Source organism: Ideonella aquatica, assembly GCF_018069755.1.
In the GTDB taxonomy this organism is placed as follows: Bacteria; Pseudomonadota; Gammaproteobacteria; order Burkholderiales; family Burkholderiaceae_C; genus Ideonella; species Ideonella aquatica.
On the sequence record NZ_JAGQDE010000015.1, the window covers coordinates 97,739 to 121,612 of the forward strand.

General features: G+C 70.9%; 21 protein-coding genes. 13 read left to right on the forward strand and 8 right to left on the reverse strand.

Annotated features, from left to right (window positions below; all coding sequences use genetic code 11):
- The first annotated feature begins 41 nt into the window (after nucleotides 1–41).
- A complete protein-coding gene (locus KAK06_RS16615) occupies nucleotides 42–1,091 on the forward strand; it encodes an aminoglycoside phosphotransferase family protein (RefSeq protein ID WP_210803254.1) in 1,050 nt (349 codons plus the stop codon).
- A 22-nt stretch (nucleotides 1,092–1,113) separates the two neighbouring features.
- Here the strand turns inward: KAK06_RS16615 and KAK06_RS16620 are convergent, their stop codons facing one another.
- Nucleotides 1,114–2,082 carry a LysR family transcriptional regulator gene (locus tag KAK06_RS16620; RefSeq protein ID WP_210803255.1) on the reverse strand — a complete coding sequence of 323 codons (969 nt, stop codon included), beginning with the start codon at nucleotides 2,080–2,082 and terminating at the stop codon, nucleotides 1,114–1,116.
- A 212-nt stretch (nucleotides 2,083–2,294) separates the two neighbouring features.
- Here KAK06_RS16620 and KAK06_RS16625 point away from each other — a divergent pair, with 212 nt between their 5' ends.
- From KAK06_RS16625 to KAK06_RS16655, 7 genes are all read left to right on the forward strand, one after another.
- Nucleotides 2,295–2,744, forward strand: a complete 450-nt coding sequence (locus KAK06_RS16625) for a DUF4148 domain-containing protein (RefSeq protein WP_210803256.1) — start codon at nucleotides 2,295–2,297, stop codon at nucleotides 2,742–2,744.
- Between the two features lie 133 nt (nucleotides 2,745–2,877).
- Nucleotides 2,878–3,633 (forward strand): GGDEF domain-containing protein, encoded by a 756-nt coding sequence (locus tag KAK06_RS16630; RefSeq protein WP_210803257.1) that lies wholly within the window; start codon nucleotides 2,878–2,880, stop codon nucleotides 3,631–3,633.
- Between the two features lie 81 nt (nucleotides 3,634–3,714).
- Nucleotides 3,715–5,013 carry an FAD-dependent oxidoreductase gene (locus KAK06_RS16635; protein WP_210803258.1) on the forward strand — a complete coding sequence of 433 codons (1,299 nt, stop codon included), beginning with the start codon at nucleotides 3,715–3,717 and terminating at the stop codon, nucleotides 5,011–5,013.
- Nucleotides 5,014–5,044: 31 nt separating this feature from the next.
- A complete protein-coding gene (locus KAK06_RS16640; RefSeq protein WP_210803259.1) occupies nucleotides 5,045–5,296 on the forward strand; it encodes a type II toxin-antitoxin system ParD family antitoxin in 252 nt (83 codons plus the stop codon).
- The gene (locus KAK06_RS16645; RefSeq protein WP_210803260.1) at nucleotides 5,293–5,619 is read left to right on the forward strand and encodes a type II toxin-antitoxin system RelE/ParE family toxin; all 327 of its coding nucleotides are present in this window, start codon (nucleotides 5,293–5,295) and stop codon (nucleotides 5,617–5,619) included. The genes KAK06_RS16640 and KAK06_RS16645 overlap by 4 nt, the downstream gene beginning before the upstream one ends.
- A gap of 129 nt (nucleotides 5,620–5,748) precedes the next feature.
- Nucleotides 5,749–6,219 (forward strand): DUF6998 domain-containing protein, encoded by a 471-nt coding sequence (locus KAK06_RS16650; protein ID WP_210803261.1) that lies wholly within the window; start codon nucleotides 5,749–5,751, stop codon nucleotides 6,217–6,219.
- Between the two features lie 390 nt (nucleotides 6,220–6,609).
- Nucleotides 6,610–8,169, forward strand: a complete 1,560-nt coding sequence (locus KAK06_RS16655) for a methyl-accepting chemotaxis protein (RefSeq protein WP_210803262.1) — start codon at nucleotides 6,610–6,612, stop codon at nucleotides 8,167–8,169.
- A 540-nt stretch (nucleotides 8,170–8,709) separates the two neighbouring features.
- Here KAK06_RS16655 and KAK06_RS16660 read toward each other — a convergent pair.
- The gene (locus tag KAK06_RS16660) at nucleotides 8,710–9,204 is read right to left on the reverse strand and encodes a single-stranded DNA-binding protein (protein WP_210803263.1); all 495 of its coding nucleotides are present in this window, start codon (nucleotides 9,202–9,204) and stop codon (nucleotides 8,710–8,712) included.
- A gap of 132 nt (nucleotides 9,205–9,336) precedes the next feature.
- Between KAK06_RS16660 and KAK06_RS16665 the strand changes: the two genes are divergently transcribed.
- Complete coding sequence (locus KAK06_RS16665; RefSeq protein ID WP_210803264.1) at nucleotides 9,337–9,756, forward strand: hypothetical protein; 420 nt, start codon at nucleotides 9,337–9,339, stop codon at nucleotides 9,754–9,756.
- Here the strand turns inward: KAK06_RS16665 and KAK06_RS16670 are convergent, their stop codons facing one another.
- Complete coding sequence (locus tag KAK06_RS16670; protein ID WP_210803265.1) at nucleotides 9,757–10,260, reverse strand: cupin domain-containing protein; 504 nt, start codon at nucleotides 10,258–10,260, stop codon at nucleotides 9,757–9,759. It abuts the gene before it with no gap.
- Between the two features lie 65 nt (nucleotides 10,261–10,325).
- Between KAK06_RS16670 and recQ the strand changes: the two genes are divergently transcribed.
- The 4 genes from recQ (at nucleotide 10,326) to KAK06_RS16690 (ending at nucleotide 14,518) form a co-directional block, all read left to right on the forward strand.
- A complete protein-coding gene (gene recQ / locus KAK06_RS16675; RefSeq protein ID WP_210803266.1) occupies nucleotides 10,326–12,206 on the forward strand; it encodes a DNA helicase RecQ in 1,881 nt (626 codons plus the stop codon).
- 344 nt (nucleotides 12,207–12,550) lie between these two features.
- Nucleotides 12,551–13,207: a PAQR family membrane homeostasis protein TrhA gene (trhA, locus tag KAK06_RS16680; protein WP_210803267.1), complete on the forward strand. Its 657-nt coding sequence runs from the start codon at nucleotides 12,551–12,553 to the stop codon at nucleotides 13,205–13,207.
- 104 nt (nucleotides 13,208–13,311) lie between these two features.
- Complete coding sequence (locus KAK06_RS16685) at nucleotides 13,312–13,527, forward strand: hypothetical protein (RefSeq protein ID WP_210803268.1); 216 nt, start codon at nucleotides 13,312–13,314, stop codon at nucleotides 13,525–13,527.
- Between the two features lie 13 nt (nucleotides 13,528–13,540).
- The gene (locus tag KAK06_RS16690; RefSeq protein ID WP_210803269.1) at nucleotides 13,541–14,518 is read left to right on the forward strand and encodes a DUF6976 family protein; all 978 of its coding nucleotides are present in this window, start codon (nucleotides 13,541–13,543) and stop codon (nucleotides 14,516–14,518) included.
- A gap of 47 nt (nucleotides 14,519–14,565) precedes the next feature.
- Here KAK06_RS16690 and KAK06_RS16695 read toward each other — a convergent pair whose 3' ends face one another.
- The 5 genes from KAK06_RS16695 to KAK06_RS16715 form a co-directional block, all read right to left on the reverse strand.
- On the reverse strand, nucleotides 14,566–17,598 hold the full coding sequence (locus KAK06_RS16695; protein ID WP_210803270.1) for a ligand-binding sensor domain-containing diguanylate cyclase: 3,033 nt from the start codon (nucleotides 17,596–17,598) through the stop codon (nucleotides 14,566–14,568).
- 64 nt (nucleotides 17,599–17,662) lie between these two features.
- Nucleotides 17,663–19,417 carry a PHA/PHB synthase family protein gene (locus KAK06_RS16700; RefSeq protein WP_247652927.1) on the reverse strand — a complete coding sequence of 585 codons (1,755 nt, stop codon included), beginning with the start codon at nucleotides 19,415–19,417 and terminating at the stop codon, nucleotides 17,663–17,665.
- A gap of 64 nt (nucleotides 19,418–19,481) precedes the next feature.
- Nucleotides 19,482–21,356, reverse strand: a complete 1,875-nt coding sequence (locus tag KAK06_RS16705) for a PhoX family protein (RefSeq protein WP_210803272.1) — start codon at nucleotides 21,354–21,356, stop codon at nucleotides 19,482–19,484.
- Nucleotides 21,353–22,465, reverse strand: coding sequence for an acetate/propionate family kinase (locus KAK06_RS16710; protein ID WP_210803273.1), 1,113 nt, complete (start codon nucleotides 22,463–22,465; stop codon nucleotides 21,353–21,355). Before KAK06_RS16710 ends, KAK06_RS16705 begins: the two co-directional genes overlap by 4 nt.
- Nucleotides 22,462–23,868, reverse strand: a complete 1,407-nt coding sequence (locus KAK06_RS16715) for a bifunctional enoyl-CoA hydratase/phosphate acetyltransferase (protein WP_210803274.1) — start codon at nucleotides 23,866–23,868, stop codon at nucleotides 22,462–22,464. Before KAK06_RS16715 ends, KAK06_RS16710 begins: the two co-directional genes overlap by 4 nt.
- Nucleotides 23,869–23,874 lie beyond the last annotated feature (6 nt).

The following is a 23,874-nucleotide window of genomic DNA, read 5'->3' on the forward strand; positions in this document are numbered from 1 at the left end:
CACGGCCCACGTAAAATTCGATTATCTCCCCCAGCCACCCCATGACCGTTTCCCCCGATCAGATCGAGTGGCCCGACGCGGCCCGACACAGCGCGTTCCTGGCCTGGATCACGCCGCTGGCCGCCCAGCAGGGCCTGCGCCTGGACACGCTGGCGCCGGCCTCGGCCGATGCCAGCTTTCGCCGCTACTTCCGCCTGTCCACGCAGGACGGCGGCTCGCGCATCGTGATGGATGCGCCGCCGCCGCAGGAGGATGTGCGCCCCTTCATCGACATCGCCGGCCGCATTGCCCGCGCCGGCCTGCACGCGCCGGCGGTGCTGGCGGCCGACGAGGCGCAGGGCTTTGTGCTGCTGGCTGACCTGGGCCGCACGCCCTACCTGGCCGCACTGCGCGAGGCCAGCACCGCCCAGGCCGACACCCTGATGCGCGACGCCTTCAAGGCCCTGGTGCAGTTCCAGGCCCAGGTCGACCCCGCCGGCCTGCCGGCCTACGACGACGCGCTGCTGCGCCGCGAGCTGGCGCTGTTTCCAGAGTGGTGCGTGCAGCGCGAGTTCGGCATCACCTGGACCGAGGCCCAGCAGGGCCTGTGGACGCGGGTGTGCGATGCGCTGGTGGCCAGCGCGCTGGCCCAGCCCACGGTGGCCGTGCACCGCGACTGGATGCCGCGCAACCTGATGCTCAGCGAGCCCAACCCCGGCATCCTGGACTTCCAGGACGCGGTGCGCGGCCCGGTGACCTACGACGTGGCCTCGATGCTGCGCGACGCCTTCATCTCCTGGGACGAGGAGCGCGAGATCGACTGGACCGTGCGCTACTGGGAGCGCGCCCGCCGCGCCGGCCTGCCGGTCAACGAGGACTTCGGCGAGTACTGGCGCCAGGTCGAGTGGATGGGCCTGCAGCGCCACCTGAAGGTGCTGGGCATCTTCTGCCGCCTGAAGCACCGCGACGGCAAGCCCGCCTACAGCGCCGACCTGCCGCGCTTTTTTGCCTACGCCACCAAGGTGGCGATGCGCTACGCGCCGCTCAAGCCCCTGCTGCCGCTGATCGAGCCGATGCAGGACGCCAAGGTGGCGGTGGGCTACACCTTCTGAGCGTTGCCGCGCCCGCGGCGCCTCAGGAACAGGCCGCGCCCGGCGGCCCGGCCAGGGTTTCGCAGCCGGCCGCGGCCAGCCAGGGGTCGCGCGCCTCGCCGCCGAACACCTCCAGCAGGTAGTCCCACAGCGCCCGCGTGCGCGCCGGCACGTAGCGGCGCGAGGGCATGCCGATCCACAGCTGGCTGCTGAACAAGCGCCAGCCCGGCAGCACGCGCTCGAGCGCGCCCTCGCGCAGCGCGTCGTCGATCACAAAGGACGGCAGCGCCGCAATGCCCAGCCCGGCCAGCGCGGCCGCGTAGTTGGTGTCAGTGTGGGTGGTGCTGAGCACGCAGCGCCGGTCGGGCGTGGCGATGAAGGCCTCGCCGCTGGCGCCGTGCACGAAGCGCACGCCGCGCTGGATCTCGGACAGCGGCGGGATCAGCACGTCGTGCTGCGCCATCTCGGCCGGGTGGATCGGGCGGCCGCGCGCATCCAGGTACTCGGGCGCGGCGCAGGTGATCACCTCGGTCAGCGCCAGCAGGCGGGCGACGAAGCCGCCATCGGGGGCGTCACGGCCGGCCATCAGCGTGATGTCGAAGTTCTCGTCCACCGCCTCCACCGGGCCGGGCGCATGGAGCTCGATCGTCACCTGCGGGTGGCGGCGGTGGAACTCGGGCAGGTGCTTGGCCAGCTGGTGCACCGCCACCGCTGGCGGCGCCAGCACGCGCAGGTGGCCGCGCGCCTCGGACACCGCGGCGCCGGCCAAGGCTTCTGCCTCCTCCACCTCGGCCAGGATGCGCCGGGCGCTGTCCAGGTAGGCCTCGCCCACATCGGTCAGTGCCAGCTTGCGGGTGGTGCGGTTCAGCAGCCGCGCGCCCAGGTGCGCCTCCAACTCGGCCACCAGGCGCGTCACCACCGCCGGCGCCAGGTCCAGCGCGCGGGCGGCGCCGGCCAGGCTGCCTTCGTCCACCACCCGGGCGAAGACCTTCATGGCGCGCAGCGTGTCCATCTGACTGTTCCTGTTAATGGAATGGTGAATCTATGGCTGGGCAGTTTATTCCTTCAGCGTCAATCCGTACAGTTCACCCCATCGATGAGCCGAACCCAACAACAGAGCGACTCACCGAGGTGGGACAAGACGATCCAGGAAAGCAAGCGCTGACTTTGAATCGCCGTGCCCCGTGTACGAACCAACCACCTCCGTTTGAACAGGACTTCACCATGAACCGCACCGTCAAGACCGTTTTCGCCGCCGCCCTCGCCATCGCCGCCGGCGCCAGCTTCGCCCAGTCCAGCCGCAACATCCCCACCAGCTGGGCCAACGAGGACATGTCAGTCAACACCTACGTCAACACCCGCGCCCAGGTGCAGGCCGAGCTGGCCGCCGCCCGCGCCAATGGCCAGATGGATACCTTCGACAACCTGGCCTACCTGAAGCAGGAGCGCGTGGGCAACCCCGTGGCCCCGATCCTGGCCAAGGTGCGTGAAGGCGCCCAGGCCGTGGCCGCCACCCAGACCAGTGGCCTGACCCGCGAGCAGGTGCGCGCCGAGCTGGACGCCGCCCGCCGCTCGGGCGAGTTCAACCCGTTCGACAACCTGGCCTACATGAACAGCACCGGCGCCCGCAGCGCCAAGGTGGCCCCGCCTGCCGTGGCGGCCAACGGCCGGTGATCCCGCGCCGGCCTGCGTGGCCGGCCCGCTGACCACCCACGCCCCGCGCAGGCCTCCTGCGCGGGGCGTTTCTGAATGGTGGATCTCCCTGCGACGCCCTCAGGTCCGGGCGGCATCGGCCGATAGCCACGACATGCGTCGAGCCGTCCGCCAGTTCTTCCTGACCCGCCCGCTGTGGTTGAGCATTCCGGTGCTCATGGCCTTCAGCGTGGCCGCGTCGGTGGGCGCGCTGTTTCTGCTGACCGAACTGATGGGCCTGGGCTACCCGCCCAGTTTCCGCCGCTCGCTGATGGTGGCCACGATCGCACCGATGCTGGTGTCGGGCCCGATCGGCGGCTTCATCGTGCACCTGCTGCGCGAGGTGGATGGCGCCCACCGCCGCGTGCAGCACCTGGCCTGGCACGACGAGCTGACCGGCCTGCTGAACCGCCGCCGCTTCACCGAGCTGGGCCAGCAGGCGCTGGAGCGCGGGTTGCAGCAGGGCGAGGCCGTCACCGCCGTGCTGCTGGACGTGGACGACTTCAAGCAGGTCAACGACCGCCACGGCCACGCCGCCGGCGACGCCGTGCTGCAGACGCTGGGCCACGTGCTGACCGTGTCGCTGCGGCGCAGCGACCTGTCGGCGCGCTGGGGCGGCGAAGAGTTTGCGCTGGTGCTGCCCGGCGCCGGGCGCGAGGACGCGGCCGGCATCGTCGAGCGCCTGCGCCAGGCCGTGGCCAGCACACCCATCGTGGCCGCCGGCCAGTCCTTGCGTTGCACTGTGTCGATCGGCGTGGCCCCGCTGCGCCCCGGCGACAGCTTCGACGCCCTGATCCGCCGTGCCGACGACGCCATGTACCGCGCCAAGACCAGCGGCAAGAACCGCGTCTGCCTGGCCGAGGCCGCCTGAACACCCGCACCGGCCCCCCCGCACCGCACCCCCGCAGCACGCCCAGTACCGCCGCCACCGCTGCTGCAGTAGGCTGTGCCCATGAGGATCGCCGTGATCGGGGGCGGCATCGCCGGGCTCACCGCCGCCTGGCAGCTGTCGCGGCAGCACCAGGTGACGCTGTTCGAGCGCCACGCCGTGCCCGGCTTCGTGGCCAGTTCGGTCACGCTGGACGGTGATCTGGCCGGCCTGCGCGTGGACGTGCCGCTGCGCGTGTTCTACCCCGGCTACTACCCCACGCTGACCCGCCTGTACGCCGAACTGGGCGTGGCCACCGAGCCGGTGGACTACGCCACCAGCTTCAGCGGCGCCGATGGCGGCCTGTACTTCCGCTGGCGCAATGCGCGCTGGGGCGGCTGGTCGGTGCCCTATGTGTGGCCGCAGGACCTGGCCCACCCGCGGGCGCGGCGCATCGCCGCGGGCGCCCTGCGCTTCCAGCGCCGCGCCCGCGCCGCGCTGGCCGCTGGCGCGCTGAACGGCGCCAGCATCGGCGAGTTCGTGGCCGACGAGCGCATCGCCCCCGAGTTCGTCGACGGCCTGCTGCTGCCCGCCATCGCCACCATCGGCACCTGCCACACCGAGGACGCCCGCGCCTACCCCGCCCCGGTGGTGGCCACCTACGCCGCCGCCGGCCTGGCCCGCCACAGCGTGCGCCGCGCCTGCGACGGCGCCGATGCCGTGGCCGCCCGGCTGCTGGCCGGCATCCACCAAGTGCACTGCCAGGCCGGCGTGCAGGCCGTGCGGCGCAGCCCGCACGGTGACGGCAGTGGCAGCGTGCAGGTGCAGCACGCCCGCGGCGACGAGGCCTTCGACCACGTCGTCTTCGCCACCCAGGCCAACCAGGCCCTGGCCCTGCTGGCCGACGCCACCCCCGACGAAACCGCCACCCTCTCAGCCTTCCGCTACCGCGCGCTGGAGGTGGTGATGCACCGCGACCCCTCGCTGATGCCCACCCGCCGCGCCGACTGGTCGCCCGTCAACGCCCGCGTGTGCGCCGAGCACCCGCAGCCCGAAAGCACCATCTGGATCAACCGCGTGCAGCCCGCGCTGCGCGACGCTGATCCGATCTTCCAGACCGTGATGCCCCAGCGCGCCCCGCGCGAGGACCGCGTGATCGGCCGGGCGCGGTTTGAGCGGCCCTTGGTGGACACCGGCAACACGGCCGCGCTGGCGGCCTTGCAGCGGCTGCATGGGCAGCCGGGGCGGCGGGTGTGGTGGTGTGGGTCGTATGCGGAGGCGGGGGTGCCGTTGTTGGAGAGTGCGGTGAGGTCGGCGGTGGGGGTGGCGGGCTGCGTGACCCGTGCAGTCGGCGTCGATCCATCCTTGCATCGGCCAACTTGACAATAGTTGTCAACGCCCACAAGATGCCCGCATGAGCCGCGCCACCATGAGCTTCGCCCTGCCCGAATCGATGCGCGAGTACATCGACCAACGGGTCGCGACCGGCCACTATGGCAACACCAGCGAGTACATCCGCGACCTGGTCCGCCGGGACCAGGAAGCCCAGGCCCGACAGCGGCTGCGCGACCTGATCGAAGAAGGCCTGGCCTCCGGCCCTGGCCGGCGCCGCACCAAGGCCGACGCGCAGGCACTGCTGGCCATCGCACGCGGCGACATCGATTGAAGCCCGCGGTTCTGCGCCCGCAGGCGCTGCGCGACCAGCAGGACGAGGTCAGGTACTACCGCCTACAGGCCGGCAGCCGTGTGGCGGTGAAGGTGGCCAAGGCCACCGAGGCCGCACTCGACCAGATGGAGCTGGAGCCCGGCATCGGCTCACCCACGCTGGGCAAGGCCCTTGGCATTCCGGGGCTTCGGACGTGGCGGGTGCAAAGGTTCCCGCTGCTCTGGTGCTACTTTGAGCGGGCCGACCATCTGGACGTGGTCCGGCTGCTGGGCGAGCGGCAGGACTTGGCGGGGATTCTGAGCGGCGAGTTCGGCAAGGACTGACGATGCCAGCAGACACGGGCCAACGGCCAGAGCCCGCGCAGCGCCAATGACCGTCACGCGGCATCCGCTGCAGGCGGCGGACGGATGGTCGGCGGGATCAGGCCCGATTCCAGTAGGCTGAGGCCCATGATGAGCCTGTCGTCCGACCCGATCACCATTCCAGAAGCCGTGAAACAACTGCTCGGCATCGTCCAGCGACTGCACAGGGCCTTTCCACACAAGGCCTTCACCCTGGACGGCCGGCTGGTCGGCGACCTGGGCGAGGTCCTGGTGGAGCAGATGTACGACCTGACGCTGCTGGAGGGTCTGCAGAAGCACTACGACGCGAAGACGCCCGACGGCAAGCACGTCCAAATCAAGGCCACGATGAAGGCCAACGTGACGTTTCCGGTGGACCACACCCCCGACTACTACCTGGCCGTGAAGATCCACCCTGACGGACGCCTCGAGGAAATCTTCAACGGCCCGGGATCGATCGTGCGTGAACAGATCAAGGGCCGGAAAGCCACCAAGACGAACCTGCATTCGATCTCCATCGGCGCGCTGAGGAAAGTGCAGGGCGAAGTGAAGGCGACGGAGAAGATCTCGCTGCGGCGGTGACCGGCGTGAGGGCGGTGCCTTTGCCGTGCTTGGAGGCGGCTATCGGCCATCTACCGACATTCGCAACGCGGACCAGAAAGCCGACATCTGCGGCATGACAGTCTCAAGTACCACTCTTCGGAATCATGGAGTCAAGGTGTGGTGAAGGCGGATAGCGCGGTCGGCGGCTATCAAGTGCGAGCGCGTTGAATGCCTGCACGTCGCGCGAGAACTGCAGCATCCACTGTGACGGATTTCACTGAGTACGCCGAAGTGGGTGGCCCCTCTGATCCGTCGTGCACTCAGTTTGTGCGCCCAGAAGCCGAAGTCAAGAAGGTCCTACGACGCTAGGCCACAACCGACTCACTGTGCCAAGCGAAACGATCACATCACGAAAGGCATCGGCGCGCGATGAAGTTGAAGAACCTGCCTCTGTTCGCCCGACTCATCTTGATGACGTCCGCGGTACTGCTGGTCCTGATTGGCGCGGGGCTGTTTGGTGTCGAACGCATGAACGACTCGGCACTGAGCTACGCCAGCCTCATCGAAAACGAAGGGGCTCGAGAGAACCTTGTCATGGATACGCTCATCGAGTTCAAGACACAGGTCCAGGAGTGGAAGAACACGCTTCTGCGGGGCAAAGAACCTCAGGCGCTCGACAAATACTGGTCCGCTTTTCAGAAGCATGAAGCCAAGGTGCAGGAGAAGGCTCGCCAGTTGCTGTCGATGGAGCCGCCTGGAGAGATCAGAGACTCTGTCGTGAAGTTCATCGACGCTCATGCCGCGATGGGGCGGAGCTACCGAATGGCCTTCGAGGTGTTCAAGGCCTCGGGGTTCGAACCGAGCGCTGGCGATAAGGCGGTCAAGGGCCTGGATCGCGCATCGACCGATCTGTTAGAAAAGATCGCCGATCTGCAGGACGCGGCGATCGAACGAACCCGCCAGAACGTCAACGAGAATCGCATTCGCGCCCATCGCCTCACCCTGGCCGCCATGGGCGTGGCCTTCATCGCGGGGCTCATTGCCGTCCGAGGCATCGCCCGTTCCGTGATGCACGAACTGGGGGGAGAGCCCGCGGAGGCGCGCTCGGTCGCTATTCGCATCGCGCAGGGAGATCTGGCCACGCCGGTGCCCGCACGCTTGGGTGACTCCACCACAGTCATGGCAGCCCTTTGGGATATGCAACGGTCCCTTGCAGCGATCGTGACCGAGGTGCGATCCAGCAGCGAAAGCATCGAGACGGGGTCCGAGCAGATCGCCTCTGGAAACTTCGATCTGAGTCAGCGAACCGAAGAGCAGGCCAGCAACCTCCAGCAAACCGCTGCCTCGATGGAACAACTCAGTGGCACGGTGCATTCGAGCGTGAAAGCGACCGAGTCGGCCAACGTCCTTGCCGGTCATGCGCGCGAGGCCGCCCTCAGGGGCGGTGAGATGGTCGGTCAGGTGGTCAGCACCATGCAGGACATCTCCGCGTCATCGAGAAAGATTGCCGAGATCATCGGTGTCATCGACGGCATTGCATTTCAGACCAACATCCTGGCCCTCAACGCGGCGGTCGAATCGGCACGTGCCGGTGAACAGGGGCGCGGGTTTGCTGTCGTGGCCGGCGAGGTCCGCACGCTGGCCGGTCGATCGGCGGAGGCAGCCCGCGAGATCAAGCAACTCATCACTGCCAGTGTGGAGAAGGTGGATGCGGGCACCAGACAGGTCGACGCGGCCGGACAGGCCATGCTGGCGATCGTGGATCAGGTTCAACGAGTCAGCGGAATGATCAGCGAGATCTCCGGATCTTCAAAGGAGCAAGCCCAGGGCATCAGCCAGGTCGGCGATGCCGTGCAGCAACTCGATCAGGTGACGCAGGCCAATGCCGCGCTGGTCGAGGAAACGGCCGCCGCCGCTGAAAGCCTGCGGCGACAAGCCAAGAACATGACCGATGTCATCGCCCGCTTCAAGTTGAGCGCGTCTGCCTAGGGTTGGCCGTGTCGCCCTCGAACGTCGGTCGCAGCGACACAGGCGTCGCCGTTGCGATGGATTTTCGCCACTCGCTACCGATGGCTAAGGGGAAGTGGTCGGCCAGATCCCCCATTGCGATTCAACGATCAGGGCGATCAGACCGGCTGCATGATCTACCACGCCGGAGCCCATGGGCTTTCGCGCGCGGTGTCCTGACGACTGCGCGCGACCTGAGCGTCCAGGGACGCAAGACACGACGCCAGGCCCTGTTCGACTGCGAGGCGCTGTGCTGTCGACAGTTCGTCAGTTGCCCTGAGGTGATGTTGGAGGCTCGCAAAATAGCCTGCAGGTCGATTGCGAGTTCGTTCTGATCAAGCTGCGATCCAACCCCTCCAGATGACTGCGTCCTCTTGCGTTCAAAGTCAGCAACGGGTCGATCGCTGCCAATTGGAGTCATCAATTCACCGACTGCAGCATGCACGAACAGCCCTCAGCCAACAAAAAAGCCCCAAGCGCCAAGCACTTGGGGCCTCCTTGGGCCAGTTCTGAGAAGAGACCTCAGAACGGAATATCGTCATCCATGTCATCAAACCCCGTGCTCGACTTGGGCGCCGGGCGCGGTGCCGGGGCCGAGCGGGGGGCGGGGGCCGGGCGGGCGGCCGGTTCGCGGCTGTAGCCGCCGCCTTCGTCGTCGCCACCACCACCGCCGCCACCGCCTTCACGGCCGCCCAGCAGTTGCATGGTCTCGGCGACGATTTCGGTGGTGTAGCGGTCGTTGCCGTCCTTGTCCTGCCACTTGCGGGTCTTCAGGCGGCCTTCGATGTAGACGGGGCGGCCCTTCTTCAGGTATTCGCCGGCCACTTCGGCCTGGCGGTCATACAGCACCACCGAGTGCCATTCGGTCTCTTCCTGGCGCTCGCCGGTGTCGCGGCTCTTCCAGTTGCGGGTGGTGGCCAGACGCAGGTTGCAGACGGCGGCGCCGCTGGGGGTGTAGCGCACTTCTGGGTCACGGCCCAGGTTGCCGATGAGGATGACTTTGTTGATCGAGGCCATGGGGCGCTCCAGGGAAGACGGTGGGCCAGGCCGGCGTGCGCCGTTGGCGGTGGGCCCTTGATTGTGCCGCAAGGCCCCGGGCGTACCATTCCCCAGCAAGGGGGTGCCGGTGCGCCCCCACCGGAGGCCCCGATGAACCGTCTGCTCACCCCCTGGCTGCTGAGCCTGACGCTGGCGCTGGGCGCCTGCCAGGCGGGCACGCCGCCCGCCACCCCGCCGGCGGCGAATGTACCGGCCGATCTGCCGGGCCTGGGCCAGGCGCTGGACCAGGCGATTGGCGACGCGGCCTGTCGCGCCGATTCCGATTGCCGCACCGTGCCGCTGGGCCACCGGGCCTGCGGCGGGCCGTCGTCGTACCGGGCGTATTCGCTGCTGGGCGGCCAGCAGGCGCGCATCCTGGTGCTGGCGCAGGCCCAGCGCGAAGCCATGCGCGCCCAGGTGGAGCAGCGCGGCCTGGTGTCCGACTGCCGGGCGCTGATGGACCCGGGCGCGCAGTGCGTGGCGGGGCGCTGCGTGCCGCGTGCTGATGTGGCGGGGCGCGCGGTGTACTGATCAGGGCTCGCCGTCCCAGTAGTCCAGCGCCTCACCCTGGCGCTGCACCACCCGGGTGGTGGGCGTCCAGGCCATGGTCTTGCCGGAGTCGGGGTACTCGCACAGCTCGGGGTATTGGCGGGTGCTGATCGACAGGTACTTGAGCGGCGCGTCCGAGGTGTTGAGGATGTGGTGCGGGTACTCGGGGCCGGCGGGCAGGAACATCACGTCGCCCGCCTTGATGGCCAGCCGCTCACCGGCCACGCGCAGCGTGCCGCTGCCTTCCAGCACGATGAACATTTCCTCCTGCGCATGGTGCAGGTGGTAGGGGCAGATCTGCTGGCCGGGCGGCACCACGTCCACCGAGCAGCCCAGCTGGCGCGCCGCGGTGCCGCGGGCCAGCACGGCGCCGCGGCCGGCGTACAGCGGCGGGCGCTCGAAGGATTCGGCCTGTGCGGGGTCGGCCAGCGCCTCGTCGATGTTGCGGATCAGCGCCTGGCGCAGGCGTTGGGCGTTGTCGGTCATGGATCCTCCTGATGGGGGGTGCACCAGCATAGCGAGCCGGCGTGCCGGCTACCATCTCCCCCTTGATGCCGAACGCCACAACTTCCCCTGCCCTGTCGATCCTGCACGAGGTCTTCGGCTACAGCGCCTTCCGCGGCCACCAGGCCGAGATCGTCGACCATGTGATTGCCGGCGGCGACGCGCTGGTGCTGATGCCCACCGGCGGCGGCAAGAGCCTGTGCTACCAGGTGCCGGCCATCGCCCGCCACCGCGCCGGCCAGGGCGTGACCGTGGTGGTCAGCCCGCTGATCGCGCTGATGCACGACCAGGTGGGCGCGCTGGAAGAGGCCGGCGTGCACGCCGCCTTCCTGAACAGCTCGCTGGATTCGGCCGGCGTGCAGCACGTGGAGCGCGAGCTGCTCTCAGGCCGGCTGGTGCTGCTCTACGCCGCGCCCGAGCGCATCACCCACCCGCGCTTTCTGGCGATGCTGGATTCGCTGCACGAACGCGGCCAGCTGGGCCTGTTCGCGATCGACGAGGCACACTGCGTCAGCCAGTGGGGCCATGATTTCCGCGAGGAGTACCTGCAGCTGGGCGTGCTGGCCGAGCGCTTTGCCGGCGTGCCGCGGCTGGCGCTCACCGCCACCGCTGACACGCACACGCGGGCCGACATCGTCGAGCGCCTGTCGCTGCAGCACGCGCAGGCCTTTGTCAGCAGCTTTGACCGGCCCAATATCCGCTACACCATCGTCGAGAAGGACAACGCCCGCCTGCAGCTGCTGCGCTGGCTGCGCGACGAGCACGTGGGCGACGCCGGCATCGTCTACTGCCAGAGCCGCAAGAAAGTGGAGGAAACCGCCGAGTGGCTGAGCACCGAGGGCATTCCCGCGCTGCCCTACCACGCCGGCCTGGAGGCCGAGATGCGCCGCCGCCACCAGGACCGCTTCCTGCGTGAAGAAGGCCTGGTGATGGTGGCCACGGTGGCCTTCGGCATGGGCATCGACAAGCCCGACGTGCGCTTCGTGGCCCACCTGGACCTGCCCAAGAACATCGAGGGCTACTACCAGGAGACCGGCCGCGGCGGGCGCGATGGCGAGCCCGCCGACGCCTGGATGGCCTACGGCCTGGCCGACGTGGTCAACCAGCGCCGCATGATCGACGAGAGCACCGCGGGCGACGAGTTCAAGCACCTGCAGCGCGGCAAACTGGATGCGCTGCTGGCGCTGTGCGAAAGCCTGGACTGCCGCCGCGTGCGCCTGCTGCAGTACTTTGGCGAGGAGCGCCCCGCCGGCTGGCGCTGCATGAACTGCGACAACTGCCTGCAGCCGCCCGCCCGCTGGGACGCCACCGAGGCCGCGCGCAAGGCGCTGTCGTGCATCTACCGCTGCCACCAGCACTCGGGCTTCGGCTTCGGCTCGGGCCACCTGATCGACGTGCTGCGCGGCCAGTCCACCGATAAAACCCGCGCCCGCGGCCACGAGGGCCTGTCCACCTGGGGCATCGGCCGCGATCTGTCTGAGCCGCAGTGGCGCGGCGTGATCCGCCAGCTGATCGCGCTGGGCCATGTCACCACCGAGGGCGAGTACCACACGCTGGCCTTGGCCGATTCGGCCCGCGCGGTGCTGCGCGGCGAGGTGGCGATCGAGCTGCGCGAACCGCGCGAACCCACACCGCGCAGCCGCAGCCGCGGCAAGGGCAGCACCGCCAGCCCGCGCAAGCTGCCGTCGATGGCGGCCTCGCTGGACGTGGACGGCCAGGCCCGCTTCGCCGCGCTGAAGGCCTGGCGCGCCGAGGTGGCCAAGGAGCACAACCTGCCCGCCTACATCGTCTTCAACGACGCCACGCTGGCGCAGATGGCCGCCGAACACCCCGGCACGCTGGACGACCTGGCGGGCATCAGCGGCGTGGGCGCCAAGAAGCTGGAGGCCTACGGGCGGCAGATTCTGCGGGTGCTGGACGCCGGCTAGGCACCTGGGGGGCTCCTGCCGCCCAGGTGCCTGGCCGGCGGCTGTCTGTTGAGCTCCCCCGAGCCCCCTCCAAGAAGGGGCTCCAGCTCGTCAGACTGCACCCTCCAGCCTCCCTCCGTGAGGGAGGCTCCAGGCAGTCAGACGAATGGTCGAGCGCCCGTCATCGGGCAGTGGGGTGCCGCCTTGCCTGCGATGTCGCGCGCTGACGGGTTTCGACGCGTAGAGGCCTGGCTGCGCTCCCCACGGGCGTGAGGGATTGCGCCCTCAATTGCAGGGATGCGGGGCTGAATTCCGCGCGCGATGCTGCCGATACCGGCTCATCCACCGTCGCACCGGAGCCCGACATGCCGCCGCTGCCCCGCCCGCACACCGCCCGTGAAGAACACGCCAACGCCGCCAGCCATGCGCTGGGGCTGCTGGCGGCCGTGCTGGTGCTGGCCATGCTGGCCAGCGACCTGGCGGCGCCGCTGTTGGCGCTGGCGCGCGCGCACCAGCGCATCGGGCTGTGGGTGTTTGGCGTGACGATGGGGCTGTGCTTTGCCGCGTCGGCGCTGTTCCATGCCTGCGCCGACGGTCCCTGGCGGCGCGCGCTGCGCCGCGCCGACCATGCGGGGATCTACCTGTTCATGGCCGGCAGCTACACGCCGTTCGCGCTGCGCGACGTGCCCGGCGGCGACGGCTGGCTGGTGTTTGGCGCGGTATGGGTGCTGGCCACGCTGGGCATGGCCGCCAAGATGCTGGACCGGCTGCGCGGCAAGCTGCTGAGCACCGCGCTCTACGTGGGTTTTGGCTGGGTGGTGGTGGCTGCGCTGCGGCCGGTGCTGGCCACGCTGCCGGCGTGGCCGCTGAGCCTGGTGGTGGGCGGTGCGCTGGCCTACTCGGTGGGCACGGTGTTCTACCTGCTGGACAAGCGCTGGCGCTGGGGCCACCTGGCCTGGCATGTGTGCGTGCTGGCCGGCTGCGCCTGCCACGCGGCGGCGGTGCTTGTGTCGTTGCGCTAGGTCAACCAGTCGCGCTCAACTCATGACCGACGGGGTCGATAAACCAGGTACCTGCCGCCGAGGTCGACTCGGCCGGCGGCCACTCACCCCTGGAGAACCCGTCGATGTCCGTCCCCGCCCCCACCCACCCCTGCTGGCAGCGCCTGGCCACCGGTGGCCTCGCCCGGCTGAAGACCCAGCACCTGGGCACCCAGCTGATGACCAAGCGCCTGGAGCGCAGCAACGATTCCGTCACCGCCAAGGCGGCGGAGATCCATGCCTTTTTTGCCCGGTGGGAGCGCGCGCTGGCGCCCGAGCTGGCCCAGATCAACCTCATTTGAGACAGGTGACCCCATGAATCAACTCATTTCCGTGCAGGCTGCTTCCGAGCTGATCCGCACCGGCGCCCCGCTGAGCATTGCCGGCCCCGAATCGGCCCTGGACCAGCTGCCTGCCGGCCAGTGGATCGGCGGCACCATTCCCTACTTCATGGTCGCCCAGGGCGGCACGGTGGTGCGGGCCGATCAGGTCTTCGTCACCGACCTCAGCGGCGTCGGCCAGATCAGCGTGGCCAGCTACGGCCCCGACGAGCTGGCGGGCATCGTGGCCAACGCGCCGGACAACGGCTTCTCGCTGACCATCATCCCGGCCGGCAGCCAATCGCACCAGCGTTTCGCCGCCGATGCGGCCAACTATGACGGCGCCTTCCTGAAGCCGACGGTGGGCTGGATCTCGGGCGTGCACCTGAGCGAGCTGGGCCAGGTCACGCCCAAGGTCTATGACGGCCGCACCGGCACCAAGCACGAGGACCGTGCGGTGGTGGCCTACGTGGCGCTGCCGGCCGACAAGATGGCGGCGGTGGAGATCGTCAACCTGTTCGAGCCCGATGGCGGCGACACGCTGCGCTTCCCGGCCACCGGCTTCAACGTCGAGACCTGCACGGTCAACGGCGAGACCACCAACTTTGCCGAGTACGTGCGTCACCGCGGCCTGGAACACGGCCGCCTGCCGCTGGTGGGCGACTTTGCTGGCGCCCACATCAACGCCTCGCTGCAAAGCGTGGGCGAGCGCAGCGCGGTGCTGTATGCGCCGGTGTTTGAAGGCGTGGATTACCACTTTGCCAAGCCGGTGGCCGATTACGCGGGCGCGTTCCGCGAGCGTCTGGCCGCGCAGGACAGCAGCGGTGCCGTGATGGCCTGCAACTGCATCCTGAACTTCGTCTTCGGCGAGCTGGAAGGCAAGGCCATCGGCGGCGTTGAAGGTCCGGTCACGTTTGGCGAGATCGCCTACCAGTTGCTGAACCAGACCCTGGTGCAGGTGCGCGTGATCTGACGGCGCGCCGCGGAGGGCACCGCCCTCCCGGCCGGTGCCGCCGCCGCTCAGCCGGCGCTGAGGCGCCAGGTGTTGCGCCCGGCGGCCTTGGCCTCATAGAGCGCAGCGTCGGCGGCGGCGCTCAGCGCGTCCTGCGTCTGGCCGTGCTGCGGATACAGCGCGGCGCCGATGCTGGGGCTGCTGTTCAGCGGCTGGCCCTCGTACATCACCGGGTCTTCAAAGGCGGCCAGGATGCGCTCGCAGCTGGCCTGCACCTGCGCGGCGTCGGCCGGGAAGGGCAGCAGCACGGCGAACTCGTCGCCGCCCATGCGCGCCACGCTGTCGCTCTCGCGCAGGCGTGACTGCAGGCGGCGCGCTACCGCCACCAGCAACGCATCGCCAGCCGCGTGGCCCAGCTGGTCATTGATCAGCTTGAAGCGGTCCAGGTCGATCACCAGCAGCGCAAAACCCTGGCCCTGGCGGCGCGCCAGGCGCTCCAGCTGCTCGAAGCGCTCGCTGAACAGGCGGCGGTTGGGCAGGCCGGTCAGCGCATCGGTGAAGGCCATTTGCTCCAGCTGGGCCTGGCTGGCGCGCAGCGCGGCGGTGCGCTCGGCCACCACCTGCTCCAGCTCGGCCTGGCGGCGGCGCAGCCAGGCGGTGCGGCCCTGCACCAGCGCGAACAGCGCGCCCAGACCCAGCAGGCCCAGCAGCGCGCGCAAGGCCGGCGTCTGGTGCCAGGCCGCGGGAATCACCACATCCAGGCGCAGCGGCTGGCTGCCCCAGTGGCCAGCGCGGTTGCTGGCGCGGATCTGCAGCGCATGGGTGCCCGGCGACAGGTTGGTGTAGGTGGCCCAGCGGTGGCGCGACTGGGTGGCCACCCAGTCGTTGTCCACGCCGTCCAGGCGGTGGCCGTACTGCAGCAGCTCGGGCGCCGAATAGTCCAGCGCGGCAAACTCCACCGCCAGACCCCGCGTGCCCACCGGCAGGGTCAACCGGCCCTGGCGCACCGCGGCCGCCCACTGGGCGCGCGGCCAGGGCTTGCCGTCCACCCGCAGCTCGCTGATCACCACCGCCGGGTCCTGGCGCCAGGCCTGCCACTGGCTGGGGTCAACCGCGGTGAGGCCGCCGACACCGCCAAAGTACAGCGTGCCGTCGGCACCGCGGGCGCCGGACTTGGCCCAGTAGGTGGCCACGCCCACGCCGTCGGCCAGGCGCAGCGGCGTGGCCTGCAGGCGCTCGGGATCGATCCAGGCCAGGCCGTCGTCGGTGCTGGCCCAGACGCGTCCCTGCTCGTCGGACAGCAACTGGCTGATGTTGAGGTCGGGCAGGCCCTGCGCCTCGGCGATGACCTGCACCCGGGCCTCGGGCGCCAGCGGATGCTCCACCACGTAGATGCCGGCCCCGCCGGTGCCCAGCCACAGCCGGCCGCGGGCGTCGGTCAACAGGGCGTTGACGATCAGACCCTGCAGCGCCTTGCCCTGCGCGCGCAGCATCGGCAGGTCTTGATGCCGGCCACTCGCGGTGTCCAGCAGCGCCAGGCCCGAGCGCGTGCCCAGCCACAGCCGGCCCGCGTCGGCCGCCGCGATCAGCTCGATCCGCTGGTCCAGCAGGTCGGTGTGTACCGGGCCGCTGCGGCCGTCCTCGTCCAGGTGCCACAGGCCGTCAGGGCCGGCCACCCAGAGCGTCTCGGCGGTGCCCAGCAGCGCCCAGGTGGTGGCGGTGGGGGCGCGGCCGGCGATGCGCACCCGCTCGACCGTGGTGAGTGCTTCGTCGGTGCGGTACAGCCCGTGCTCGTTGGCGATGAAGACCTGACCGGCATGGCGCAGCAGGGCGTAGATCGCGCCCTCGGGCAGCTGAGCGGGCGAGGGTGCCGAATGGGCACGCAGCTGGCGCACGCGGCCCTGGCCGGGGCGCAGCTCCTCGATGCCCTGGGGGCTGCCCACCCAGACCCGGCCATCCTGGAAGGTCAGCACCGCGTCGGCACTGTCGTTCGACAGGCCCCGGCCGCGGCCGGGTTGGCCAAACAAGGTGGCCACCTGGCGCGCGGCCACCGGGTCGTGGCGCAGCAGGCTACGGTCACTGCCCAACCACAGCAGGCCGTCGCGGTCGGCGCGCACCAGCCACAGGGCGTCGCTGTCCAGCGCATGCGGCCGCAGCGGATCCTGGCGCACCGGCTGGCCGACCAGGCTCCGCGCATCCACCCGCAGCAGACCGCGCGTCTTGGTGGCCAGCCAGACATCGCCGGTTCGCGCCTGGGTGATGGCCACGATCTCATGGCGCAGCGGGCGAACGCCCTCGGTCTGGTGGTCGCGCACGGGCTGCAGGCGCTCGTGCACCGGGTCCCACACGCTGGCGCCGGCGCGCGCGCCCACCCACAGGCGGCCGTCGCGGTCTTCGAACAGGCTGCGCACCGTGGCGGCCGGCACGCCGCTCACGCGCTCGAAGCGGCGCTGCGCCGGGTCCGAGCGCCACAGGCCGTGCTCGCTGCCCACCCACAGGCGGCCATCGCGTGAGGTGACCAGCGCGGTGATGCGGGTGGGCGCGCTGCGGTCAGGCTCGAGCTTGATGCGTTCGGCCCGGCGCGTGGTGGGGTCCAGACGGGCCAGACCGCCGTCACCGCCGGTCCACAGGCCGCCGTCGGGCGCGTCAGCCAGGGCGGTCACGCTGGGGTGGGGCAGCCCGTCCGGGGCGGCGGGAAAGTGCTCGAAGTCGTCGCTGTCGGGTCGGTAGCGCACCAGGCCAGCCGACATCGTGCCGGCCCACAAGCGTCCCTGGCGGTCCACATGCAGCTGCTGGATGAAGGCGTCGGGCAGGGCGCCGGGCCGGCCGGGGGCGGCGCGGTAGGCGGTCATGCGCTGGCCGTCCCAGCGCACCAGGCCGTTCTGGGTGCCGATCCACAGCAGGCCGTCGCTGTCCTGGGTGATGGCGGTGGGGCCCAGGGTGTTGGGCTGGCCGGCCTCGTTCGGGATGCGCTGGATGATCGGGTCGGCCACGGACCGCCAGTCCTGGCCGGCGCGCGCGCCGGGGGCCAGCAGCAGGGCCAGCGCCAGGGCACTGGTGCAGCGGGCCAGGGGGCCAAGGGCGGGACGGGCGGCATCCATGGAGCCGCCCATTGTGAAAGCCCCGCCGGCCCGCCGTAAGGCCGAAAATGCGCGCCTTGGCCGCTCAATCGGCGTGGCACTGGTGCACGTAGGTGCCCGGTGCGTCGGCCAGCACAGCCTGGGCCGGCGGTGTGCGTGCCTTGACGCGGTGGCCGCTGCCGTGCGCCGTCAGCCAGGCGTGCCAGGTGGGCCACCACGAGCCCTCGCGGCGCTCGGCGCCGTCGGCCCAGTGCTCGGGGTCGACCCAGGCGTCGCCCGGGCGGCGCAGGCGCAGCGCATGGCGCCGCCGCGGATGGCCCGGCTCGCTGACGATGCCGGCGTTGTGGCCGGCGTTGGTCAGCACAAAGCTCAGCTCGCCATCGGTCAGGCGGTGGATCTTGTAGACCGACTTCCAGGGCGAGACATGGTCCTGCTCGGTGCCCACCACGAAGATTGGCTGGCGGATGTCGCCCAGCGACACAGGCCGGCCCTGCACCGGGAAACGCCCCTCGGCCAGCTCGTTGCGCAGGTAGCAGCGGCGCAGGTACTCGCTGTGCATCACCGCGGGCATGCGGGTGGTGTCGGCGTTCCAGGCCATCAGGTCATTGGGCTGGTCGGGCTCGCCCAGCCACAGCGCGCGCATGCGGTGCGACCAGATCAGCTCGCGCGAGTGCAGGTAGGCGAAGCTGCCGGCCATCTGGCGGCCGCTGAGGAAGCCGCGCTGGGCCATCATGTCTTCGATCAGCGCCACTTGCGATTCGTCGATCAGCACGCCCATCTCGCCAGGCTCGGCAAAGTCGGTCTCGGCGGCCAGCAGCGACACGCTGGCCAGCGGCGGCAGCGCGGCGCCGCCATCCACGCCGCCAGGCCGTGCCAGTGCCGCCGCGGCGATGGACAGCAGCGTGCCGCCCAGGCAGTAGCCGGCGGCATGCACCGGCTGGCCGCCGCACAGCCGGCCGATCGCGGCCAGGTTGTCCAGCACACCCTGTTCCAGGTAGTCGTGCAGATCCAGCAGCGCGTCCGACTCGTCGGGATTGCGCCAGCTGAGGATGTAGACGGTGTGGCCCTGCTCGGTGAGCCAGCGCACCATGGAGTTGTGCGGCGACAGGTCGAGGATGTAGTACTTCATGATCCACGACGGGACGATGAAGACCGGCTCGGCCTGCACGCTGGCGGTGAGCGGCAGGAACTGGATCAGCTCGGTCAGGTGGTTGCGGTGCACCACCCGGCCAGGGGTGACGGCCACCTCGATGCCGGGCCGGTACTGCGCCGTCGGCGGCTGCAGCGGCGCCAGACCCTGCGCGACGCGCCAGTCGTCCAGCGCGTGGGCGGCGCCGTCCAGCAGGTTGCCGCCCAGGCGCTGGGCGGTGCGCTGCAGCACCTCGGGGTTGGCCAAGCCGGCATTGGCCGGCGAGAGCATGTCCAGCCATTGGCGGGCAAAGAAGCGCGCCATCTCCTGGTGGTGGGCGCTCATGCCGCGCAGCGCGGTGGCCTGGTCCCACCAGCGCTCGGCGGCGTGCCAGGCTTGGACCACCGGCGCCCAGGGCCAGGCGCGCCAGCCCGGGTGGCGAAAGCGCGGGTCGGGGCTGTCGGGCGGCGTCTGGCCCAGTGTGTCGCCCCACCACTGCCAGACGCCCTGCTGGGCGCGCGCAGCCAGCAGCGCGGCCTGGGCCGGCTGGGTGGCCAGGTGCAGCGCCCAGTCGGTAGTGGCCAGCGCCAGCGAGATCGGCGACAGGCCGCCCCACAGCGGCGCCATCGCGGCGTGGAAGCGGCTGTCAAAGGCCTGGGCGGCGTCGCGCGCGGCCTGGTCGGGATCGGGCGAGAGGGTGGGCTGGTCCATGGTCATGATTGGAGCGCGCCGGGCCGCCGCGGTTCGCGCTGGCGACTGGGTTGCTTGACCGAGATCAGCTGCCGATCAGGCCGCCGCCGGCGCGCCGGATCACCACGGTGGCCGAGCGCGGCCGGCCGTCGGGGCGCTGGTCGGGCCAGTTGGAGTAGCGGCGCGGCTGGGCCGGGTCGTTGCGGTCACCGGGCCCTTCGCCGGGGTGCTGGATGTTGATGAACATCGTGCGGCCATCGGGCGTGGCGGTGGCGCCGGTGATCTCGCAGCCCGCAGGGCCGACCAGGAAGCGCCGCACCTCGCCGGTGGCGGGGTCGGCGGCCAGCATCGCGTTGTTGCCCAGGCCGGCGTGCTCGCCGCGGCCCATGACGCTGCTGCTCATGTCGGTCTGGATCCACAGCACGCCGCGACCATCCACCCACAGGCCGTCGGGGCAGCCGAAGGCGTCGCCGCGGATGGTGCCGCGGGCCTCGGGGCGCTCGGCCGCCGGGTCGCCGGCCAGCGCGAAGTGGTTCCAGGAGAAGACGGCGCCGTCGTGGTCGCCGTCCTCCTTCCAGCGGATGATCTGGCCCATGGTGTTGTTGGCGCGCGGGTTGGCGGCGTCCACGCCCGGCTGGCCGCTCGTTCCGCGGCGGCTGTGGTTGGTCAGCGCGCAGTAGGCCCAGCCCTGGCGATCCACCGCGGTCCACTCGGGGCGGTCCATGCGGGTGGCGCCCAGCAGGTCACTGGCCTGGCGCGCCTTGACCAGCACCTCGCCTTGATCGGCGAAGCCGTTGGCTGCGGTGAGGGGCCCCTGGCCATGCACCAGCGGCAGCCAGCGGCCACGGCCGTCGGCATCGAAGCGGGCCACGCTGAGCGTGCCCTGGTCCAGCAGCGTGGCATTGGCCCGGGCGCCGCCGGGCTGGACCTTGTCGCGGCTGACGAAGCGGTAGAGGTATTCGTTGGCGGCGTCCTCGCCCATGTAGACCACGGCGCGGCCGTCGCGCGTGAGCACGGTGGTGGCGCCCTCGTGGGCAGCGCGGCCCAGCGCGGTGCGCTTGATGGGCGTGCTGGCGGGATCGAAGGGGTCGATCTCGACCACCCAGCCAAAGCGGTTGGGCTCGTTCGGGTGGCGGCCGGCGTCGAAGCGCTCGTCATGCAGGTGCCAGCGCAGCCAGGCCTGCTCGCCGGCGCGCAGGCCCCAGCGGCGCTGGTGGGCGTCGGGTTCGGCCGGGGGCTGGAAGTAGCCGATGAAGTTTTCTTCGCAGGTCAGGTAGGTGCCCCAGGGCGTGATGCCGCTGGCGCAGTTGTTGAACGTGCCCAGGATGCGCTGGCCCGCCGGGTCGGCGGCGGTGCGCAGCAGCGGGTGGCCCGCCGCCGGGCCGCCTACCGCCATCGGCGTGCTGGCGGTGATGCGCCGGGCGTGGCGCGAGGGCCGCACCACCTCCCAGCGCCCACCCTGCTCGCGCACCTCGATCACCGACACGCCGTGCGCGGCCTGCGACTTGCGGCCCTTCTCGGCGTTCCAGCCGGCGCGGCCGTCGGGGAACAGCAGGTCGGGGTCGACGTACTCGTGGTTCATCACCAGCAGGCCACTGCGGCTGCCATCCAGGCTGAAGAAGTGCAGGCCGTCGTGGTGCATGCCCAGTTGCGCGGCCTGCTCGTCGGCGCTGTTGCCGGCGTCCCAGCGGAAGGCCGGCATCGCGCCGGCCAGGCCCACCGGGTCACCCCAGGGCGCGATGACCTGCGTGGTGTAGCCCTCGGGCACGGTGACGGTGTCGGCGCGCGAGATGGGCACCGGCTTGAAGCCCAGCAGCGGTGCGTCGACCGCCCGACCCGGTGCGGACCAGGCGGCGGCCAGCAGCGCAGCGCCGGCTTGCAGGGTCTGGCGGCGAGAGGCGTTGATCAGCTCGCGCACATGGGGCTGGCGGCCGGGGTTGCTGTCTTCCAGGGTCTTCATCGGGGCTCCAGCAGGTCAAAGGCCGACTGCGCGGCCACACGGCCTTCGTCGGTGGGCACCACCCACACCTCGACGGCGCTGTCGGCGGTGTGCAGCGGGCGCACGGCGTCGCCGGTGGCGGCGTGGTTGGCGGCGGCGTCATGGCGCACGCCCAGGTGGGCCAGGCCGGTCAGCACATCGGCGCGCAGGCGCGCGTCGTGTTCGCCGATGCCGCCGGTGAAGGCGATCGCGTCCAGCCCGCCCAACAGGGCGGCGAGTGCACCGGCTTCGCGCAACACGCGGTGGGTGAACAGCGCGATGGCCTGGGCAGCGGCGGGCTCGGCGCTGGCCCGCAGCGTGCGCATGTCGGCGCTCAGGCCCGACACGCCCTTGAGGCCGCTGCGGCGGTAGAGCAGGTCTTCCAGCGCGTCGGCGCTCCAGCCCTGGCGCAGCAGGTGCAGCAGCACGCCGGGGTCGAGGCTGCCGCTGCGGGTGCCCATCATCAGGCCCTCGAGCGCCGAAAAGCCCATGGTGGTGGCCACCGAGCGGCCGCCCTGCAGCGCGCACAGGCTGGCGCCATTGCCCAGGTGGGCCAGCAGCACCCGGCCACCGGCGCGCGCGCTGTGCTGCGGCAGGGTCTGCGCCAGGTAGTGGTAGGACAGGCCATGAAAGCCGTAGCGGCGCAGGCCCTGGGCGGCCAGCGTGCGCTCGATGGGCAGCAGGCGCTCGAGCGCCGGCAGCGTGGCGTGGAAGGCGGTGTCGAAGCAGCCGATCTGTGGCAACTGCGGCCGGGCCTGCAGGAAGGCCGCCACGCCGTCCAGGTTGTGCGGCTGGTGCAGCGGCGCCAGCGGCTCCAGGCGGCGCAGGCGCCTGAGCGCTGCGGCATCCAGCCGGCAGGGGGCGACGAAGTCATCGCCGCCATGCACGATGCGGTGGGCCACCGCCACCAGGCGGGCGCCACGCTGGGTGCAGTCGTGCAGCAGGCGCTGCAGGGCGTTGTCGAAGGCGGTGTCGCCAGCGGCCTCCAGGCCCTCGATCTGGCCGGTCCACAGCGCTGCGCCCTGGCGCGGGTAGAGGCCGAACTTCAGCGACGAGGAGCCGGCGTTGACGGCCAGCACAGCGTCGGTCACGCGGCAGCCTCCGGCGCCGCCTGGCGCGCCAGCAGCGCCGCCAGCGCGGCCGAGGCCACGCGCGCATCGGGCGGGTCGGCACGGCTGGTCAGCGCGATCGGCACGCGCGCACCCAGCACCACGCCGCAGCTGGACGCGCCGGCCAGGTACTCCAGCTGCTTGGCCAGCATGTTGCCGGCCTCCAGGTCGGGCACGATCAGGATGTCGGCCTGACCCGAGACCGGCGAGTCGATGCCCTTGATGCGCGCCGCCTCGGCCGAGATCGCGTTGTCAAAGGCCAGCGGGCCGTCGAGCACGGCGCCGCTGATCTGGCCGCGGTCGGCCATCTTGCACAGCGCGGCGGCGTCCAGCGTGGAGGCGATGCGCGGCGTCACCGTCTCCACCGCCGACAGGATGGCCACGCGCGGCCGCGCCACGCCCAGCGCCTGCGCCAGCGTGATGGCGTTGCGGATGATGTCGGCCTTGACCTCCAGCGTGGGCACGATGTTGATGGCCGCGTCGGTCACCAGCAGCGGCTTGGGGTAGGCCGGCACGTCGAAGCGAAAGACATGCGACATGCGCCGGCCGGTGCGCAGCCGCGGCTCGGCCAGCACGGCCTGCATCAGCTCGTCGGTGTGCAGGCTGCCCTTCATCAGCATCGCCACCTCGCCGCTGGCGGCCAGGGCCGCAGCCTGGGCGGCGGCGGCGTGGCTGTGCGGCACGTCCACCAGCTGGCAGCCCGACAGGTCCAGTCCCAGGCTCTTGGCCAGCGCCTGCAGGCGCACCACCGGCCCGACCAGCACCGGCGTGATCAGGCCCTGGGTGGCCGCGTCCAAGGCACCGCGCAGCGAGGGCTCGTCGCAGGGGTGGACCACCGCGCAGCGCACGGCCGCGGCACCGGCCAGCGAGTTCAGCCACTCGCGCAGGCGCGCGCCGGGGTCGAACAGGTGCAGTTGCGGCAGCGCCGGGCGCGGCCGCACCACCTTGTGGACGGGCGCGCGCACCTCGGCGCGGCCGGTCACCACCTGCTCGCCGCGCTGGTTGCGCACCTCGCAGTCCAGGGTCACGCCGCGCGTGGCCTCGTGCTTGGCGGTGACGGTGACGGTGACGGTCAGCGTGTCGCCCACATGCACCGGGCCGTGGAATTGCAGGTCCTGGGCGACATAGATCGTGCCCGGGCCGGGAAACTCGGTGCCCAGCACGCTGGAGATCAGTGCGCCGGCCCACATGCCGTGGGCGATCACGCCATGAAAGCGCGTGCCTTCGGCGTACTCGGGGTCGAGGTGGGCGGGGTTGAGGTCGCCCGACACCAGCGCAAAGGCCTGGATGTCGGCCATGGTCAGCGTGCGCACCAGCTGGGCCCGCTGGCCCAGGCGCAGCTCGTCAAAGGTGAGGTTCTCGATGGTGTCGGCGGCACGGTCCATGGCGCC